16 protein-coding genes and 1 pseudogene are annotated in these 19000 nt (G+C 41.7%); 8 read left to right on the top strand and 9 right to left on the bottom strand.

Going from position 1 to position 19000, the window contains the following annotated elements; all coding sequences use genetic code 11:
* Positions 1-298: 298 nt before the first annotated feature.
* A complete protein-coding gene (locus AB4507_RS15630) occupies positions 299-1162 on the bottom strand; it encodes a helix-turn-helix transcriptional regulator (RefSeq protein ID WP_372182933.1) in 864 nt (287 codons plus the stop codon).
* A gap of 292 nt (positions 1163-1454) precedes the next feature.
* Here AB4507_RS15630 and AB4507_RS15635 point away from each other — a divergent pair, with 292 nt between their 5' ends.
* Positions 1455-2072, top strand: coding sequence for a DUF533 domain-containing protein (locus AB4507_RS15635; protein ID WP_171756543.1), 618 nt, complete (start codon positions 1455-1457; stop codon positions 2070-2072).
* Between the two features lie 8 nt (positions 2073-2080).
* Complete coding sequence (locus AB4507_RS15640) at positions 2081-3658, top strand: hypothetical protein (protein ID WP_372182934.1); 1578 nt, start codon at positions 2081-2083, stop codon at positions 3656-3658.
* Positions 3659-3710: 52 nt separating this feature from the next.
* Here the strand turns inward: AB4507_RS15640 and AB4507_RS15645 are convergent, their stop codons facing one another.
* The gene (locus AB4507_RS15645) at positions 3711-4496 is read right to left on the bottom strand and encodes an ion transporter (RefSeq protein ID WP_171756541.1); all 786 of its coding nucleotides are present in this window, start codon (positions 4494-4496) and stop codon (positions 3711-3713) included.
* A gap of 167 nt (positions 4497-4663) precedes the next feature.
* Here AB4507_RS15645 and AB4507_RS15650 point away from each other — a divergent pair.
* Positions 4664-4946, top strand: a pseudogene (locus AB4507_RS15650) (hypothetical protein); the annotation flags it as partial.
* Between the two features lie 366 nt (positions 4947-5312).
* Here the strand turns inward: AB4507_RS15650 and AB4507_RS15655 are convergent.
* Positions 5313-5750 (bottom strand): hypothetical protein, encoded by a 438-nt coding sequence (locus AB4507_RS15655; RefSeq protein ID WP_372182935.1) that lies wholly within the window; start codon positions 5748-5750, stop codon positions 5313-5315.
* A gap of 93 nt (positions 5751-5843) precedes the next feature.
* Positions 5844-7265, bottom strand: coding sequence for a DUF3987 domain-containing protein (locus AB4507_RS15660; RefSeq protein WP_372182936.1), 1422 nt, complete (start codon positions 7263-7265; stop codon positions 5844-5846).
* Between the two features lie 413 nt (positions 7266-7678).
* Between AB4507_RS15660 and AB4507_RS15665 the strand changes: the two genes are divergently transcribed.
* Entirely contained in the window at positions 7679-7834 is a 156-nt protein-coding gene (locus tag AB4507_RS15665) for a putative quorum-sensing-regulated virulence factor (protein ID WP_372182937.1), read from the top strand.
* Positions 7835-8147: 313 nt separating this feature from the next.
* On the top strand, positions 8148-9200 hold the full coding sequence (aroG, locus tag AB4507_RS15670) for a 3-deoxy-7-phosphoheptulonate synthase AroG (protein ID WP_017061746.1): 1053 nt from the start codon (positions 8148-8150) through the stop codon (positions 9198-9200).
* A 110-nt stretch (positions 9201-9310) separates the two neighbouring features.
* Here the strand turns inward: aroG and AB4507_RS15675 are convergent, their stop codons facing one another.
* From AB4507_RS15675 to AB4507_RS15685, 3 genes are all read right to left on the bottom strand, one after another.
* Entirely contained in the window at positions 9311-10735 is a 1425-nt protein-coding gene (locus AB4507_RS15675; protein ID WP_372182938.1) for a phosphomannomutase CpsG, read from the bottom strand.
* Positions 10736-10750: 15 nt separating this feature from the next.
* The gene (locus tag AB4507_RS15680; protein ID WP_372182939.1) at positions 10751-12286 is read right to left on the bottom strand and encodes a mannose-1-phosphate guanylyltransferase/mannose-6-phosphate isomerase; all 1536 of its coding nucleotides are present in this window, start codon (positions 12284-12286) and stop codon (positions 10751-10753) included.
* 86 nt (positions 12287-12372) lie between these two features.
* A complete protein-coding gene (locus AB4507_RS15685) occupies positions 12373-13542 on the bottom strand; it encodes a mechanosensitive ion channel family protein (protein ID WP_017061743.1) in 1170 nt (389 codons plus the stop codon).
* A 186-nt stretch (positions 13543-13728) separates the two neighbouring features.
* On the opposite strand from AB4507_RS15685, the gene AB4507_RS15690 reads away from it, so the two are divergent.
* Positions 13729-14385, top strand: coding sequence for a TrkA family potassium uptake protein (locus AB4507_RS15690; RefSeq protein ID WP_017065605.1), 657 nt, complete (start codon positions 13729-13731; stop codon positions 14383-14385).
* Between the two features lie 19 nt (positions 14386-14404).
* Positions 14405-15772 carry a TrkH family potassium uptake protein gene (locus AB4507_RS15695; RefSeq protein ID WP_017061741.1) on the top strand — a complete coding sequence of 456 codons (1368 nt, stop codon included), beginning with the start codon at positions 14405-14407 and terminating at the stop codon, positions 15770-15772.
* Positions 15773-15870: 98 nt separating this feature from the next.
* Here the strand turns inward: AB4507_RS15695 and msrB are convergent, their stop codons facing one another.
* Positions 15871-17013, bottom strand: a complete 1143-nt coding sequence (gene msrB, locus AB4507_RS15700; RefSeq protein WP_017068629.1) for a peptide-methionine (R)-S-oxide reductase MsrB — start codon at positions 17011-17013, stop codon at positions 15871-15873.
* A 200-nt stretch (positions 17014-17213) separates the two neighbouring features.
* Between msrB and AB4507_RS15705 the strand changes: the two genes are divergently transcribed.
* Entirely contained in the window at positions 17214-17612 is a 399-nt protein-coding gene (locus AB4507_RS15705) for an OsmC family protein (protein WP_017068628.1), read from the top strand.
* Positions 17613-17743: 131 nt separating this feature from the next.
* Here AB4507_RS15705 and AB4507_RS15710 read toward each other — a convergent pair whose 3' ends face one another.
* Positions 17744-18814 carry an OmpA family protein gene (locus AB4507_RS15710; protein ID WP_372182940.1) on the bottom strand — a complete coding sequence of 357 codons (1071 nt, stop codon included), beginning with the start codon at positions 18812-18814 and terminating at the stop codon, positions 17744-17746.
* Positions 18815-19000 lie beyond the last annotated feature (186 nt).

Below are 19000 nucleotides of genomic sequence, written 5' to 3' on the forward strand. Positions count from 1 at the left end.
CACGGACATTTCTGAGTTACAACGCTTGCTAATTTAGCAAATTATGAATAAATACAAGTATGGAAAGTCGCTTAAATTGGTGTCCAGTATTGATGGTGCATATCTCATTAGTGATTTTACTCACTTAACTCGGTGTCCGATACTGCTGGAGCAGATCTGTAGGATAAGTCTGTGTATTCATAACTAAATCACTATAATTATGGAGACCAAATGAGTTCTTGGGAAAAGACTGGAGATCAGAGAACTAGATTTCCAGCTTTATTTCTTAATTTGCGAGAATTTTATATACCTCATCAACCTATGTGATCATTAGAACCCGAAGGCTTTTGGGATCCGTCACTGTAAGTTGGTAACGTTTAGGTGACTTTTGTAATTTACGGTTATCTAAGCAAATATCTAACCTCTTCACAAAGTACTTAGCGAGCGCTTTACGACAAGTCACTATGAATGGACTGTTATGCATGCCGTAGTCATCTTGAATGATTTGCTGCTGTTCTGAGCTTAAGTATGGATTAGCTATGACTTCAAAAGTTATTTCATTCATCCAATCATGATCCAAATGCTTAGATATATCAGATTTATCAATAAGTTCAGGTTCATTACGGAAGCGGCTTAGGACAAAATCTCTGAATGCCTTTCTTTCCTCGCAGTAGGCTCGGACATGCCATCGAAACCCATCAAAAACAATAGTATGTGGAACTATATTTCTCCCTCTTATTGTTGGCTGAGATAGAGAAACGTAATCGACATCAACGCGTCGCTGCTCTCGAGCTGCTTGAAGAAGTCGTTGGATTATAATGGGGTCTATTTTTCTTTCAGGAACAGATACAACAATAGATTCCGCGTTCCCGAGAGACTTTATATTCAACCCATCAAGATTATTATCATATCGATGGAGCAGAGATAGATACTCGTCGGGAGTTCCTTTGGTGTAAGTGGGTTTGAATGCAGCTGTTGGCCGATAGCCTTTTATGCTTCTGTCATGAATTAAAGGAGGCACTTCGAAGAGGGATTGATAATGATTTATGTCCCTTGAAGCTTGTTGTCTTTTGATCTTGAAAGAATTACATAGGTGATTTGTTGTTAGTCTTCCCTCCCATAATGCAACGACTTCAATCAGTTTGAACCGTAGTCGTGTATCCCAGCTTAACTCATTTTCCATTACTTAATGCCTGATTATGCTACATGTTGATGTATACAGAATATACATTATTTTTTATATGTATATATTTATAAAAAATAGCCAACGTTGAATGGCATTGGGAATTGTGAAAAATGGCACGCAGCTAGAAAATGGTGTCGAAACACTATTTATAGTGATGATTGACCCTAAAAACACAAAGAAATGTAAATACTTGATGATAGTAACATTTTGCAACATAAGCTTATATTATCATACGCCACTTGTGGCATTTCTTTGCTTTAAATTATTGATACATAAGAGGTAAATTAACATGAGCTTTTGGAAGATTTTAGGTGGCGCGTGTGCAGGTGTAGCTGCAGTGGTAGCTTTGCCTGTTGCAGGCCCAATTGGAGCAGTAACAGCTGTGGGAGCTGCGGTAGCAGCTGGTGTTGGAGCTACAGCTGGTGGTGTGGCCGAATACTACGATGATTCTGAGTCAGAAGCTGAAGAAAGGGGTGAGCGCCGCGGGGAGCAATCTGCTAAAGCTAAGTATGAACAGCGTACTAGAGATTTGGAAGAGAAACTGACGAAAGCATTCGATAAATTAGAGGGAAATACTAGTTATTTTAATGCGTTAATTGCGATGGAGTCCGTTGCAATGGCTTGTGCGAACTGTGATGGTGAGATCGATGATTCAGAACGAGCACAAATTGAGCTGTTTATTAAAGGAGTATCAGGTATGGAGCTCCCTAAAGATATACAAGCTAAGATCGAAGATATTTATAGTAACCCACCTACTCCAGCTGAAGCTTTTGAGCTAGCAAATAAGTCGGGTGTGGAAGCATCTGTCTTTAATGAGATTATTGAAGTCGTGATGATTGCTGACGGTGTGGAGCATAAAAACGAAAAAGCATTTTTAGATGCTTGGAATGTAGCGAAAGCAGCTTAGGAGAAGTTATGAGTAGATTAGATGAGTTTCGAAAGTTACAAAAAAATAGAGCAAAATTAGATAAGACAACTCTCAGAGAGGCTTCGGAACCTAAGCTTGTTGAAAGTATGCTTAACTCAGAAGTAGATGAGTTAAGGCTAAGTTCGCTGGACTATTCAAGCGATCTAATCTACTCAATTGATTTAGATGAAGAAGAAGCAAAACAACTACTAGTCGATCTGAAAAATCAGTTCAATTCAGATAGATTGGAAACTCTTCTATCTACGGTAAAAAATGATATCACTCAATCTATTGCCGTCCCTTTTGGATTGGGGAAAGTTGTGACTGCGTATGACAAAGTTGGTGGGAATGTCACAACAGTCCATAATGCTCAGCAAGGTATTTATACCAAAGAAAGTGATGAGTACAACAGAAGTGATTATACCGTGGCAAAAAATAGTCAAGGTGAAAGCTTCGAAAGAGGTGGAAAGCAATCTGTAGGTTCCCAGTTTACCAAGCGCCAAATGGATGGCAGTGGGAATATTACAGATGCATATACTGGTGAAAAAGTAAGAGCAGAGCAGACTAGTCCTGATCATATCGTTTCCAATAGTGAGTTTCACAAGGGTGGTGGCTTTATGCTGTCGAGTGAAGCTAAGGCTGACTTTGGTACAGATGAAAGAAATTTAGCGTCAACACAAAGGAACATAAATCAGTCGCTTAAAGATCATGACAAGATGGAGTGGAAAGACTGGAAGCAATCCGGTCGGGAAGAAACAAACGAAACAGCTTTTAATGTTGATAGTGAGAAATTAAAAGAAGCATATGAGCGAGGGCATCAAACAGCGGAAGAGCATAAGCCTACGACAACTCAACAAGTCGGGTATTTTGCTAAGAATACCGCTAAGACAGGGGTGAGCGAGGGGGCTAAAATGGGTGCACAGCAGGGATTTGGCATACTTCTAGTTGAACTTCTTACCCAAGCCATGGAAGAAATCAAAGATGTATTCAATAATGGAAGAGAACTTGATTCTTGGATACAAGATATAAAAATGAGGCTAAAAAGAATTGGAAGCAAGGTAGCCGATAAATGGAAAGATGCACTGGATGGATTCGTTTCTGGTGGACTGTCTGGATTTATATCTAATTTTATTACTGTTATGATCAATAGACTTGTTACTACTTGCACTAGAATGATTCGGCTGATTAGGGAAGGGGTATTCTCTCTCTTTAAGGCGGCTAAAACAGTTCTAGTTAGACCTGAAGGAACTTCTTTTAGAGAAGCATCACATGAAGCGAGCAAGCTTATCATGTCTGGTGTTATTGTTGCGGGAGGTGTTTTATTGGAAGAAGCTGTCGATAATATAGTTTCAACTATTCCTCTTCTAGCCCCTATTGCAACTACCGTTACAATGATCACTGTTGGCTCTATTACAGGTATAGCTATGGCTATGTCTGCTTACATTATTGACAGATTGGACTTATTGCGAGTTATAGAAATTGAGCAGCATAATTATATAATCAAACATTTAGATGATGGCATCTCTGAGAGCTTAGAACGCTCAGAGGAAATAGCCGGAAAAATGGATGAATACCTTTTAGTTTAATCGATTTTATTATTCATAACCCACCATGTTGTGGGTTATGGATGAGTGTGTATTATTTGCTTTTTATTTCTTTTTGTATATCGGTCATGATTTTTTTTAGATCTTCATTTTGATATTTTAGTTTCATAATTTCTTCTTTTAATTCTTCATTATTGTCACTGACTAACTCGTCAACAAACACTGCGTTAGCAAGAGAGACTGCAATAAACCCACCAATAACTAACACAATAATGGTAAATGAATTTAGTGCCGCATGTAGATATGGTTGTGCTTCTTTGTCTATTGAGTTCGGTAGTTCTCCCCAGTTTTCTACAGTAAATATTTCAAACACGGTATTTAGTGAAGTTAATGGTGTGCCAAAATATTCGGGTACAGTATTGGAAAAGAGGCTAAAACCAATCAAAGAGAAAAATGAAAGTAGAGTGAACAATAAGATCAATATAGCCTTGGAGCTTCTTATTGCTCTAGTGAGACCTTGAATAACTTGAGAGCCATTCGGTATTATTCTGAATATTCTAACGATTGAAATTAGTCTGAATACCCTAAGGTATATTACGCTGTCTAAATCAGAAAATGGTATTAGCGAGGCGCTAACAATCAGTAGTATAAAATCAAATTTGTGAGAGTCATTGCTGATGTATTTTTTCCATGATAACAAGTGAACCTTGTAAATAAACTCCATAGAAAAATACAAAAATAAAAATAAATCGATGTAGCTAGGTGCATATTGCGGGTATAGGTGCTGTGTAAAATAGATAGCTAGTGAGGTTAGAACCACATAAGCGGAGAATTTATCTATTTTTTCAAAGCTTGAAATATTAACTGATGATACTTCCATTATTATCGTCGCACTGCCTTTTCTGTTATATTGTAAAGCGAATCTATCAGATTACTTCAATTAGTAGCATAACTATAAACTTGGCTAGCTTAGTAGACAATAATTAATTGCGGCAAACGAATGCCAAGTAAACATTTTCGGCTTAAACCATGTGTCAGTGAAAGCTAATGCCTTGGTATGAATTTGGTGAACAGTACGATTGGTACTGGTTAAGTCGAGTAAGAGGGAAAGTACAATTTGTCGATCTCTGCGCTGAGAACTGGCAATCGGTCTGTCAGTTGCATGAGTTTGCTTTAGGTCGAGCGAAGACACTAGTCTATAAAAGACTGGCCAAGAGTAACCCTATAAAATGCCAGATTCCACTGTATAAATCTCGAAGAAACGTTCAGAGATTTAAAGAGTCCCGCTTATAGATTTGGGTTACGCAACAGCCGAACGAGCAGTCCAGAACTTTAATTGGTAATCAATAGACTAGTGATCGAAGGGATGACTAGGTTGCTAAATGGAGTGTAATTTCTCGCTACGCTTGCAGGGATAACTTTTCGTATGGCAAACGCAGATTAACAGGTAATGTATGAGTATTTACTCTGAATTATTTTGGGGCAAGGGTGTATTACATCGCTCCTGTAAGAAGAGTTTGGACAGGTTAAATTTAGGTTGAACTGTCATATCTAGAGTACAAATCTGAGAGATTTTGTGAGCTTAATCCAACTCACAAGCCCCCAAAGCTCTTGAGATAGAAATACACATAAAGCGAAGTCTATTCTATGGTTAATTAAGGCTTCACTACTTGCCTCTTGCAAATAGATTTAGCTTCTACATGTAACAAAGACCCCACTTAACACCTTCAAAATCGCGAGAGCGCAACATAATTGTCATACCCATGGTACCAGCTAAGTTAAAACCTAACTTCTTCCAAATATCTACTGGGTCATAATCATTAATTTGAACGGTTTCTACTGGAAAGCCGCAATGTGTGAGACATGCTTTTAAGTATCCTTGATTTCGACTTTCTTTAGGAAAAGCAGCAAACATGATTGAATGGAACATAAATTCTCCATTCGAGTTGCACCACTCATCAGTAATCACTCCGCCTGCAACTCCGTCAACGTATATAAGCTTAAGTGCATCTAACCTCGAAAGGTTTAAGCTCTCTTGGTGGCATGATGGACAGGTCTCATTGTAAATGTTGATAATATCATTGGCGCGTTGCAAGAATTCTGGGTCGTTCCCTGTTATAACCTTAATGTTCATTCATTTGTCTCTAATTGAGGCCAAACTACCCAAACTACTTAATTCGTACTGTTTAGGTAGTTTAGGTAGTTTAGGTAGTTATGTAGGCTAATTTCAGTTTCGGGTCAGTTCAATAACTTGCTTGTTATGTTTCTTTTTAGTGACCTTGATAGGTGCCCTTGGAAGCTCCTGCAAAAAACTCAGTGCTTCTGTGACGAGTTTAGACTTAAATTTTTTGCCAAGAGCCTCTTGAAGAGGAGTTCGTGTAATCGCTTCCCCATTGTTTTCATCAACTAATTTCTGAATAGTTGCAAGGACCTGATAAGCCCGCTCTGAGGCTAATTGTGCTTGAGTCATTGCTGCTTCTGTGTCGAATACGTAGCGAACCGATTCATGCCAATAGTCTACCCATGCAAGTGCAGAGCGTAAATGGTGGGCTGTAACTATTTCAGATTCGTCTAAAACAGCAAACAACATCGCATACATACTTGCGTAATGTGCTGCTCGCGCCATAAGAGCCTCCTCTATCGAGTTAACAGCTCCAAGTTGTCTTAGTCTTGAATATTCTTTACACCACAGCTCGGCATAGCAGTTACTCATAGCAATGGTTCGCTTTTGAGACTGAGCCCAAGCCAGTTTGTTGTTCAACTTAGTTGCTAGTTCATCTAGCAACGACGAATCGATTGTTTTCGGGATTGGTTGATAGACTTGCTGGGAACCGCAGAAAATAGGAATTCGATTTGCGAACCCATTAGCAATTGCAATGTCGTCTAGTTTGTCGAGGAGTTCTTTAGCCGTAATATGCCCTACTATGGCAACGTGAGGCTCCTTGCATCCAGTCTTATCATGCTTTATCAGTGGCTCTAGTTCATCGCCATCAAATAACTTTCTGATGATTCCACTTAAAATGCTGTTCTTAGCGCTTGCCTTGACGAGTAAGTTTCCAAACTCGGATTCATTAACTAGAGTTCGTTTATCTTTCACCCCTTCAATAACTTGTCCTTTGTTATCTGTGTAGTCATCTCTGATAAAGTAGATCAGCCCCTCTCCAGAAGACAGCCCTCCAGAGTGAGTTCGAGCATAGCCTGTACAGGGAGAGTTTTCTTTACCTTTATCCGCTAGTAGTTCTGCACCGCGTTTTAACAACGCATTCGCTTGTTTTTCAGCGAGTCCTTTTCCCTTACCTGTTGGTAAAACGAATAGTGCACTGACACGAGGTACTGTTGTTAATGCACCATAGGGCATTGATATGTAGTCACGGGGGATAGACACTGATATCACACTCAGGAGGTAACCACCAATAAGCTCCTTACTGGCTTCAGTACCCTCAGAAAGTGAATTGCTTAATTCTCCTAGCAAGCCGTGTAAACCCTCGGGGCGTAAAGTAGGGTAGATCTTTATTGCTTCTTCATTTAAAGAGGAGGCATCGTAGTGCTGAGGGGGGCTAGTTTCGATTTTTGTAGGTACATTTGTAACTACTTTTGCGGTCTGAATAGTACCTTCATTTTTGAAGTATTGCTTGAAAAAGTCGAACATGTTTTTCTCCGTTAGTCCTGATTTTATTGACAATCTGTGTTGTCGCTTTAACTGAAATCAAAACTAAACTAAGAAAATAACTCTGTAAAATGGCGGGCTATTTTGCATACCTTCTATACATACCGTTTTAGCCTCATTCTAACCAAGCAATGTTTTTTCGTGCCACAGGATTTTTAAAAACATGCTCTAAATGATGTGTTTTCTATAGCAAACTGATGAATTGCTATTTTTCCCATGCTAGGCAAAAAAAATTTCAATTTAAGAAAGACAGTGTGAGCTGTGTCACGCCTGCCTGTTTTTTAGACTGGTTTTAAGATTGGTTATGGCCTGTTGGATAATTCTGAAGGTTTAGTGAAAAACCTGTCTCTATGCCCTGAGGGTAAATAAAATAGTTATTTGTCTGAGGTGAATTTTTGGATAATTGGGACTTAACCCTCAAGTATTTTGTTTTTTATTGCTTTGATAAAAAGGGATTCCCGTCTGGTGAACTCGGCGATTTATTGAAACTGTGCCTTGCTCTGAAAATTGAAGGGCTTGATAGTGTCGTCAAGCCATTGAAAAGAATGTAATTAAATAAAAGCTCACGCTGATCACGTGAGCTTTTTTGTTTTTGAGTTCGACACAATTTTACATGCATGATGTAGCTTGAAGAATGGCTCTTCTTACCTTGCTATAAAATACGCAATCGATAGCGTGTAAATAATGGTATACAGGGTGTTTTAAATATAAAACACAAAAAAAATTGCGTTTATTTTTAATTAGTGATTGAAACTAGAGTTTTTACTAGTTAAGTTACAGGGAACAAGAAGATTAGTGCTGATAGAAAGTGACGTGAGACAACGTACATTCAGCTCAAGGATAGAAAAAAGGAAGAAGTAAGCAATGTTCCAGACTGATGATGTAAGAATTAACAAAGTAAAAGAGTTATTACCCCCTGTTGCTGTTTTAGAAAAGTTTCCAGCGACAGAAGTTGCTTCTTCTACAACCTTTGAAAGCCGCAAAGCGATCCACAATATTTTAGAAGAGAGCGATGATCGCTTGCTTGTTATTGTCGGCCCATGTTCTATTCATGACACAGAAGCTGCTCTTGAGTACGGTAAACGTTTGAAAGTGTTGCGCGACGAACTTGGTGATAACCTTGAAATCGTAATGCGTGTTTACTTTGAAAAACCACGTACAACTGTTGGTTGGAAAGGTCTAATAAATGACCCGTACATGAACGATACGTTCAAGCTAAATGATGGCCTTCGTCTAGGACGTAAGCTACTGCTGGACCTAACTGACATGGGCATGCCAACGGCAAGCGAATTCCTAGACATGATCACGCCTCAATACGTTGCTGACCTAATCAGCTGGGGTGCAATCGGCGCACGTACTACAGAATCTCAAGTTCACCGCGAACTGGCTTCTGGCCTATCTTGCCCAGTTGGATTTAAGAATGGTACTGATGGCAACATCAAGATTGCAACAGATGCTATTCGCTCTGCTAGCGCTTCTCACCACTTCTTATCAGTAACTAAGTACGGTCACTCAGCTATCGTTGAAACAGCAGGTAACCCTGATTGTCATATCATCCTACGTGGTGGCAAAGAGCCAAATTACAGCGCAGAACACGTTGGTAAGATTAAAGAAGAGCTAGCAGCTTCTGGTCTTCCACAAAAAGTGATGATCGATTTCAGCCACGCAAACAGCTCTAAGCAGTTTAAGCGTCAAATGAACGTATCTGATGACGTAAGCGCACAAATTTCTGGTGGCGACAAAGCTATCTTTGGTGTGATGATTGAATCTCATCTTGTTGAAGGTCGCCAAGACCTGGTTGAGGGCAAAGCTGCAACGTACGGCCAATCTGTTACTGATGCGTGTATTGGTTGGGAAGACACTGAAACAGTACTTCGCCAGCTGGCAGACGCTGTTGAAGCTCGTCGTAACAAATAGACTAATTACAGTCAGCGATTAAGCTACTGAAAATTCAAAGCCCTTAGTTAGCAACAGCTAATAAGGGCTTTTTTGTGGATCTTAGTTGAAAACTGGAAGTGTCTGTATTCTTAAATGAGAAAAGACAGTAACTCGTCGACTTTAAGTGACAGTAAAGCTTTATCTTGTTTGGTTTCAACGTTAAGGCGTATTAATGGCTCGGTATTGGACTTTCTTAAGTTGAAGCGCCATGAGCCCATATTCATGCTGATTCCGTCTGTGTGATCGATCTCAACGGCATTATTTTGGTAGTGCGATAACACGCAAGCCATGACCTGCTCTGGGTCTGAGACTCTTCGATTGATCTCCCCGGAAGAGGGGAATCTATCTATACTAGTACTCGTTAATTGGTGAAGAGATTGTTGAGTTTTCGACATCAGCTCGATAACCAATAGCCAAGGAATCATGCCTGAATCGCAATATCCAAAATCACGAAAATAATGGTGTGCGCTCATTTCGCCCCCATAGACGGCATTCGTTTCACGCATCTTCTCTTTGATCAGTGCGTGTCCTGCTTTAATTCCAATCGCTTTTCCACCATGCGTTTTTGCGATTTCAATTGTGTTCCAGGTCATGCGCATATCGTGCAATACAGTCGTGTTAGGCTGTTTGACCAAGAATGCTTCAGCAAGCAACCCTACAATGTAATAACCCTCGATGTAATCGCCTTGCTCATCAAAGAAAAAGCATCGGTCGAAGTCTCCATCCCAAGCAATTCCAAGGTTAGCAGAATGCTCTAAAACGGCATCTCGAGTGGCTGCTTGGTTCTCTCTAATCAAAGGGTTTGGAATACCATTTGGGAAGTTTCCATCAGGGTTATGATGAACTTTGATGAAGGTGATAGGGACACCGAGTTCGTTAAATTTATTATCTAAAGCATCAATGATATGTCCTGCAACACCGTTCCCAGCATTAACCACAATCTTCATCGGTGACAGCTTTGATGGGGTTATGTACGAGAGTAGGTGCTCGACGTACGGAGCAAGAATACTGTTCGATCTACTAGAGTTACTTGGTTGTGCATGAACGAACGGTAAATTGCAGTTCAGCTCTTGATTAAGTTCTTCAATGCGTCGTTTGATTTCATCTAAACCACTGTTTTTACTGATAGGGCTAGCGTCTACACCGACCATTTTCATGCCGTTGTAATTGATTGGGTTGTGGCTGGCTGTGATTTGTATTCCGCCAATCGCTTTTAGGTAACGAGTCGCAAAGTAGACCTCTTCAGTGCCAGTCATACCTAGATCAATGACGGTAATCCCTGACTCGATTAAGCCTTTGGTCATGGCTTCTTGTAATGACAGGGAGGTTTTGCGGTTATCACGACCAATCACTACCTGCGCCATACCATCGAGTGAGGTTTCAGGCTTAGCGGATAGGACGTATTCGCCAAATGCCTTACCGAGCAGGTAGGCGAGTGGCTCATTGATTTGTTTACCAATGACGCCGCGGATATCGTTGTTCTTAAAGCAGTTTAGGTCTAATGTTGGTTTCATCGATTTGTCGCTGCTTTATTTCGTTTGGTTGTGCTTTGATGAGTGGACTTGTTGCTTGCGCACGTCTCGCCTATAACTGTCTTGATATCGAATGATGTCGCCTTCACTTAAATGACTGCCTGTTTGTACTTCAATCATCTCGAGTGGGAGATCCCCTGGGTTCTCTAGGCTGTGAATATGACCTAAAGGGATGTAAGTGGATTGATCTTCTTCAACCAGATAGGTTTTCTCATTGTTGGTCACTTTCGCAGTACCCGCCACGACTACCCAATGTTCCGCTCTATGGTGGTGCATTTGTAACGACAACTTGTGACCGGGTTTAACGGTGATACGTTTAACTTTGTCGCGCTTGCCTAGGTCGATAACATCGTATTTACCCCAAGGTCTAAACACCTCACGATGATGCACATGTTCTGTGCGACCCGCTTGATTTAGTTGACTGACAATCGATTTAACACCCTGAACCTTGTCTTTATTTGCAACCAATATAGCGTCTTTGGTTTCGACAATAATCAGGTTGTCGACACCTACCGTCGCAACCAGCTTATTTTCAGCATGGATGTAGTTGTGTTGAGAGTCGACGGTTAACACATCACCTTCAATGACGTTATTGTGCTGATCTTTTTCGCTTACATCCCAGATCGCGGACCATGAGCCAATATCGTTCCAGCCGACATCCATCGGGATCACCGCGGCGTGCGAGGTCTTTTCCATCACGGCGTAATCGATTGAATCACTTGGACTGCTTTTGAATGCTTCAGCGTCTATACGGATAAAGTCGAGGTCGGTATTTTGCGTTGCAAGAGCGAGTTTACAAGCCGCTACTATCTCAGGGTGGTGTTCGGCGAGTTCTTCAACATAGCGTGATGCCTTAAACATGAACATGCCACTGTTCCATAAGTATTGTCCTGAGCGGATGTACTCTTCTGCTGTTGCTGTGTCTGGCTTTTCTACAAAGCATTCTATGGCGAAGGCGTGATTGATTGGCTGCTCTGTTCCATTAGTATCAGTTTGAGCACTGGAGGAAAGAGGCTCTCCCTGCTTGATATAGCCATAGCCAGTCTCTGGGGAGCTAGGTGTTATACCGAATGTCACCAGCTTGCCTTGTTTTGCATAATCAACACCACGACTAATCGCTTGTTGGAATTCAGAGGTTTTCGCGATGTGATGATCAGCAGCCAGCACTAACAAGATAGGGTCGGATGCGCTTTGTTCATTAAGCGGTGGTTTACTTAAAGCCTTTAGGGCGGCAAGCGCAATGGCTGGGGCTGTATTTCTACCGACTGGCTCTAGCAGAATACCACTATGTTGAATGTTAGCTGATCGAGCTTGTTCAGCGGTAATAAAGCGATGCTCTTCATTACAGATAATGAATGGGGCATCGCATTTACTATCCATCAAGTGCTCTTCAAGGCCTTGCAGGCGTTGAAGTGTGTGCTGAAGCATTGACTGGTCGCCGGCAATATTGAGAAATTGCTTAGGGTAAAGCTCGCGAGACAGTGGCCAGAGACGACTTCCGGAGCCGCCGGCTAGAATGACAGGTAAAATCATAGCGTGGTAATTAGGTGCATTAGAATACTGCCATCATATTACCACGCTTCACGCTTATTACTTATCGATAACCAAGAAGGATATGACTATCGATGACCTTCCGTAGGGGAGTTCAACATGTCTTTGGGATCGCTAATATTCTGATTATCACCTAGGCTTTGAACGCTGTTATGATCTTGAACATTAGAAAAGTCTTGAGGGTCAATCTTGAGTGTCTGTGTTGGGAACGCGATGTCTGCATTGTGTTTATGAATAATCGCCAGAACCTGTAACAGAACGTCTTGCTTCACTTTGTGGTACCTGATCCAGTTGACTGTTTTTGTGAAGGTATAGATAAAGAAGTTGAGCGTTGATGGCCCAAATTTGTCAAAGTTAACGATCAACGTCTGTTTGGCATCAATATCTGGGTGGGTCTCGAGCATGGTTCTTACATCATCAACAATGAGCGCCAATTTGTCTGCATCTTGATAACGAAGACCAAAGGTTTCATTGATTCTACGATTCAACATTCTCGATGGATTCTCTACCACAATACTACTGAACACCGAATTTGGCACGTACAAAGGACGCTTATCAAAAGTGCGGATGATCGTCATGCGCCAACCAATGCGTTCGACAGTGCCTTCGATTTGACGATCGGGAGAACGTATCCAATCACCGACTTTAAAAGGGCGGTCGAAGTAAATCATCATGCCACCGAAGAAATTCGACAGTAAGTCCTTAGCCGCTAAACCGACGATCAAGCCACCAACACCACCAAAGGTGAGTAAGCCGGAAAGACTGAGCCCAAATGCCTGCATAATGGTTAGGCCGCCCATCACCATAAAGAACAAGCGAGCGACTTTCGCTATTGCTTGTACAGTGGTTTCGTCTCTGGTTTTTTGCTCTAAGACATAGGCTTCAGTGTTAGTGATCATTCGTAAGGTAAACCAAACGAATGTACAGATAATCAATATGTGTTTAAGCGTTTTTAACCAATTGATTTCATTGCCAAACTGGTCTTGAAGTATTAGCCCGATAGAGACTGTAGCAGGCCAACACCAAAGTAATGTGCTGACAGGGGTTTTTAGTGCTTCTAGCAGTAGATCGTCCCAGTGGAATGGGGTTTTCTGAACCAGAATTTCTAAGCGATTATGGATAATTCGCCAAGCTACCCAAGCGAGAAAACTCGCAATAGTGATGAATAGGACGCTGTTTGCCCAATCACTATGGCTCTGGTTGATGTAGGTTTGTACTTGGGTTATGAATTCATTCATTGTGTGTGCTGCCGCAGAAATTATGAATTGGAAATTAGCAGAAACTCGAGTTGTTCTCTACCTTTATAAATCAAGCGATTATGACAATAGTATAACCTTATTCTTGCAGAACTAACTTTTTTTGAGATAGAAACTAATGTAGGTTTGGCTATCCCGTGTAATTAAAATTTCTAAACAGGATTTCAAATGAGCGACAAACAATATGCAGTTATCGGTTTAGGGCGATTTGGTCTGTCTGTTTGCAAAGAGCTACAAAGTTCAGGGGCACAGGTACTGGCCGTCGATATTGATGAAGAGCGAGTGAAAGAAGCGGCGGCTTTTGTTTCACAAGCGATTGTTGCGAACTGTACAAGCGAGGAGACAGTTAAAGAGTTAAGACTCGACGATTACGACATGGTGATGGTGTCGATTGGCTCTGATGTTAATTCCAGTATTCTGACTACTCTGGTGGTAAAAGAGTCAGGCGCAAAAGCTGTTTGGGTAAAGGCGAACGATAAGTTTCACGGCAAGATTCTCTCTAAGATTGGTGCTGACCATATCATCATGCCTGAACGAGATATGGGCATTCGTGTTGCGCGTAAAATGTTGGATAGACGCGTTCTTGAGTTTATCGATCTTGGCAGCGGTTTAGCGATGACGGAGATTGTTATTGGTTCTAATTTGTTGGGTAAGAAACTTGGCGACCTTAAGCTGTGTAAAGAAAATGGTGTTGAAGTACTTGGCTTCAAGCGAGGACCGAACCTAACTAAAGCTCCAGAACTGGATGTGAGTTTAGAAATTGGGGATGTGGTGATCATCGCTGGGCCGAAAGAGACCTTATCTAGAAAGCTACGCAATTGGTAATTGGCAATAAGGTAACAGTATGAATTCGTTAAAACGAAAAGGTACTTTCTACACGCTTAAGAGTGATAAAAAGCCACGTAAAGGCTCTGAACCTAAGATTATCCTTACGAGCTTCTTAGGCGTACTTATCCCCTCTGCAATATTGTTGACGATGCCTGTATTCTCTGTGACAGGCCTAAGTTTTACGGATGCACTGTTTACAGCAACCTCGGCGATCAGTGTGACAGGATTAGGTGTTGTCGATACCGGTGAGCATTTCACCTTGGCGGGTAAAATCTTACTGATGTTCTTGATGCAAGTCGGCGGGTTAGGGCAGATGACTCTATCTGCGGTACTGCTTTACATGTTCGGTGTTAGGTTAAGCCTTAAACAACAAGCACTCGCGAAAGAAGCGCTTGGCCAAGATCGTAAGATTAACCTTCGTAAATTGGTTAAGAAGATCATCATCTTTGCATTAGTGGCTGAATTTATCGGTTTTGTATTGCTCTGCTTCCGCTGGGTACCTGAGATGGGATGGTCAACGGGCAGTTTTTATGCACTATTTCATGCGATATCTGCATTCAATAACGCAGGTTTTGCACTGTTTTCAGACAGTATGATGAGCTTTGTTGATGACCCATTAGTGATTTTTACGCTCGCGGCTTTGTTCATTTTTGGTGGTTTAGGCTTCACGGTAGTGGGTGACCTATCCAGTAATTGGCGTAAAGGTTTTCGACATCTTCATTTACACACTAAGATTATGCTAACCGCAACCCCGACTTTATTGTTGGTGGGTACGGTATTGTTCTGGCTGCTGGAAAGAAATAACTCAGCAACCATGGAAGGGCTATCGACTCAAGGACAGTGGCTAGCCGCATTTTTCCAGTCGGCAAGTGCTCGTACTGCTGGCTTTAATAGTGTGGATTTGTCTCAATACACTCAGCCGGCATTGCTGGTAATGATTGTACTGATGTTGATTGGTGCCGGTTCTACCTCAACGGGTGGTGGTATTAAGGTTTCGACCTTTGCCGTCGCGTTTGTTGCGACGTGGACGTTTTTACGCCAGAAGAAACATGTAGTGATGTTTAAGCGAACCGTAACTTGGCAAGCGGTAACAAAGTCATTGGCCATTATTGTGGTAAGTGGGGCGTTATTAACCACCGCGATGTTTTTGTTAATGCTTACTGAAAAGGCAGCGTTTGATCGAGTCATGTTTGAGGTGATTTCAGCCTTTGCAACGGTTGGCTTAACCGCTGGCTTAACCGCGAACCTGACTGAGCCAGGTAAATACATCATGATTGTTGTTATGGTGATTGGACGTATCGGTCCTTTGACCTTGGCTTATATGCTAGCTCGCCCAGAACCTTCCTTGTTGAAATATCCAGAAGACACGGTGTTGACTGGTTAATTAGGTTCACGGGCTGATAAATAAAGCTCTGTAAATAAAAACAAAGCCAGCGATATGCTGGCTTTGTTGTTATAGGCTGTTCGTTAAATGCTGAATGCTTAGCCCTCAAACATCTCAACGTATTCCTCATAGCCTTCTTCTGCTAATTTATCCGCTGGGATAAAGCGCATTGCGGCTGAGTTCATGCAGTAACGTAAGCCTGTTGGTTTTGGACCATCTTTAAATACATGTCCCAAGTGAGAATCACCAAACTTACTTCGAACCTCTGTTCTTGGGTAAAGCAGCTTGTAGTCAGTAGTTGTAACGACATAAGCTTCGCTGATTGGTTGGGTGAAGCTCGGCCAACCCGTACCTGATTTGTATTTGTCTTTTGATGAGAACAAAGGCTCACCGGTAACGATATCAACATAAATACCTTCCTCTTTGTTATCCCAGTATTTGTTGTCAAATGGGCGCTCAGTAGCGTCTTCTTGCGTTACATCGTATTGAAGTGCTGTAAGCTTCGCTTTGATCTCTGCATCAGACGGTTTTACGTATGTTTTAGCATTCGCTGTCGCATTCTTACTGTCGATGATCTGACGTAGTGTTTTAGGGTTGTCCTTTCTATCATCACCGAAGATTTTATCTAGGTACTGATCGCGGCCAGAAGCATAGCGGTAGTAGTTATAACGAACTTTACTCTTCTTGTAATAGTCTTGGTGATAGTCTTCCGCTGGCCAGAATTTTTCAAATTCAATCAGTTCTGTTTTTAGTGGTTCACCAAAGATATTAGCTTTGTCGATTTCCATCATGAAGTTCTGAGCAACATCTTTTTGTGCTTGGTTATGATAGAAAATAGCTGGTCGATAATGACGGCCTCGGTCTACAAAAGAGCCTTTGTCATCGGTTGGATCGATGTGTCTGAAGAATTGGTCAAGAACCTGTTCATAGCTAACAACATCAGGGTTGTAAGTCACGTTGATCACTTCGATGTGACCTGACTTACCCGAAGAGACCTGTTTGTAGGTTGGGTTTTCCAGTTCACCACCAGAGTATCCAGAGATAACGTCGGTTACACCTTTTAGCTTCTCTAGATCGGACTCCGTACACCAAAAACAGCCACCAGCCAGTGTCGCGATTTCACTTTTACCTGAATTAGCCGTTTTATCCATTGTATTGGCAGTGCCAGTCTGGCTTACAAACAGCGAAATCAGTGGTAGCGCAACCACGAGTGATACCAATATTTTAGATAATTTATTCATAGATACCTCATCTTGACGTTCTTCTCATTCGATTTTGAATGTACGAATAGAGACAGGTTTTAGATGGAAAAAATTGCATCATTCACAAAAAAATATGTCGCCGAGAAAATCTTGCTCATAAATGCCGCCAGTAGTAGGGTGTCAGTATTGATATCCAATAATAGACAGCGATGGCGGTTATCGTACATCTAAGGAACAACATGCAAGCAGAAGTTAAATGGGTCGAAGGCTTTAAATTCCTAGGTCAATCTCAATCTGGCCACTCTGTAGTAATGGATGGCAGTGGTGGTGCAACCGCGCCAAGCCCAATGGAAATGGTCCTTATGGCCGCTGGTGGTTGTAGCTCTGTTGATGTCGTCGATGGTTTGAAATCTGCAGGCCAGAACATCACAGGCTGTAATGCAAAACTTGAAACGACACGTCGTGAAACAGCACCAAAAATCTTTACTGTGATTAACATTCACTTTGAAGTGTCTGGTGACAACCTAGATCCTGAGTTAGTGGCTAAAGTATGTGCTGATTCGTTAGAAAAATACTGTTCAGTATGTCTAATGTTAGGTGCTGGCGTAGAAATGACTCACAGCTGGGAAATCGTTTAGTTTTCGGTTTGTACAGCCTAGCTTGGGGCCGGTACTTTTCGGCTTACGGCTTATTAGTAAAGACAGATACAGAAAAGGGCGGAGCACTTTGAGTGCTCCGCCCTTATTATTTCGGCTAAGGTAGAGTGCTGTTATTCAGCAGTTTCTACGATAACTTCTTCAACTTGTACTTCTTCTTGGTATTCGAAACCAGGGATCGTTGCGTCAACACGACGGTTTTGAGCACGGCCTTCTGCTGTATCGTTTGATGCGATTGGATTCTCTTCGCCTTCACCTGACGCTGTAATTCGGTCTGCTTCAATGCCTTGCTCTTCGATGTATGCCGCTACAGCTGCTGCACGCTTCTTAGAGATCATCATGTTGTATTCAGCTGCGCCTGTTGAGTCTGTGTGACCAACAACATCAACTGTTGATTGAGGGTGAGCTTTAAGTACTTCAACTAATGGCATTAATGCAATTTTGCCATCTGCAGACAGTTCAGTACTGTTAGTCGCGAACATTTCTTGAGAGTAGCTCTCTGTTTGCGCTTTAGTTACAACGACAGTCGTTTTCTCTTCAACAACAACTGCAGGCTCTGTGATTGGCTCAGATGGCGCTTGAGTCACTGCTACTGCAGAAGCTGTTGCAACCGCCGCTGATGCTGTTGTGTTGCCAGTACCGAAGTTGTAGCTAACACCAACTGATAGTAGGTTCGAGTTCAGGTCTTGAACGTAGTTGTCGTCGAAGTCATCAAAATATTGGTATTCAACACGCAATGCCCAATCAGAAGAAAGCTGCTTCTCTAGACCGATGCCAGCAGAAAGAACAACGTCATCTTCGCCACCGTGTGAAATGTATGCCGGGCCCGCTTTGAAGAATACATCAAACTCTTGTTGTACTGCTAGACGGTACATTGGAGTTAGCGAGATTGCGATTAGTGGGTCGCTGAACGCAGCTGTTGTACCGTTTTTTGAAAAGCTTGTCTTGTAGTCGCCAAGGAAGTCTGAGCTTAGCTCAATACCAAATTTGTCATTAAAATTGTAACCAGAGTAGATGCCTGCACCAATTGCATCATCATCACATTTAGCACCGGCTACACATGCGCTGTCTAGCCAGCCCATACCCACTTTTGCACCTACATAAGTGGTTGCAGCAATAGAAGGCGCTGCTGCTAGGCCTGAAGCGGCAACAACAGCACACATGATTTTTGACAGTCTTTTCATAATCTTATCCTTGGATTAGCTATTATTGTTATCTGAACTTACCAGTAAAACGATCACTTATTGGGTTACGACACTGCTTATAATAAGTAAATCAAGGTGTTGGTTCAGGTGAACCTATTTCTTTCTTGCTACTTATATTGTTAATCTGATTGCGTATTAGAGTCAATGGAATTGTTAAATATTATA

The organism is Vibrio sp. 10N.222.54.A3 (assembly GCF_041474095.1).
In the GTDB taxonomy this organism is placed as follows: Bacteria; Pseudomonadota; Gammaproteobacteria; order Enterobacterales; family Vibrionaceae; genus Vibrio; species Vibrio crassostreae_C.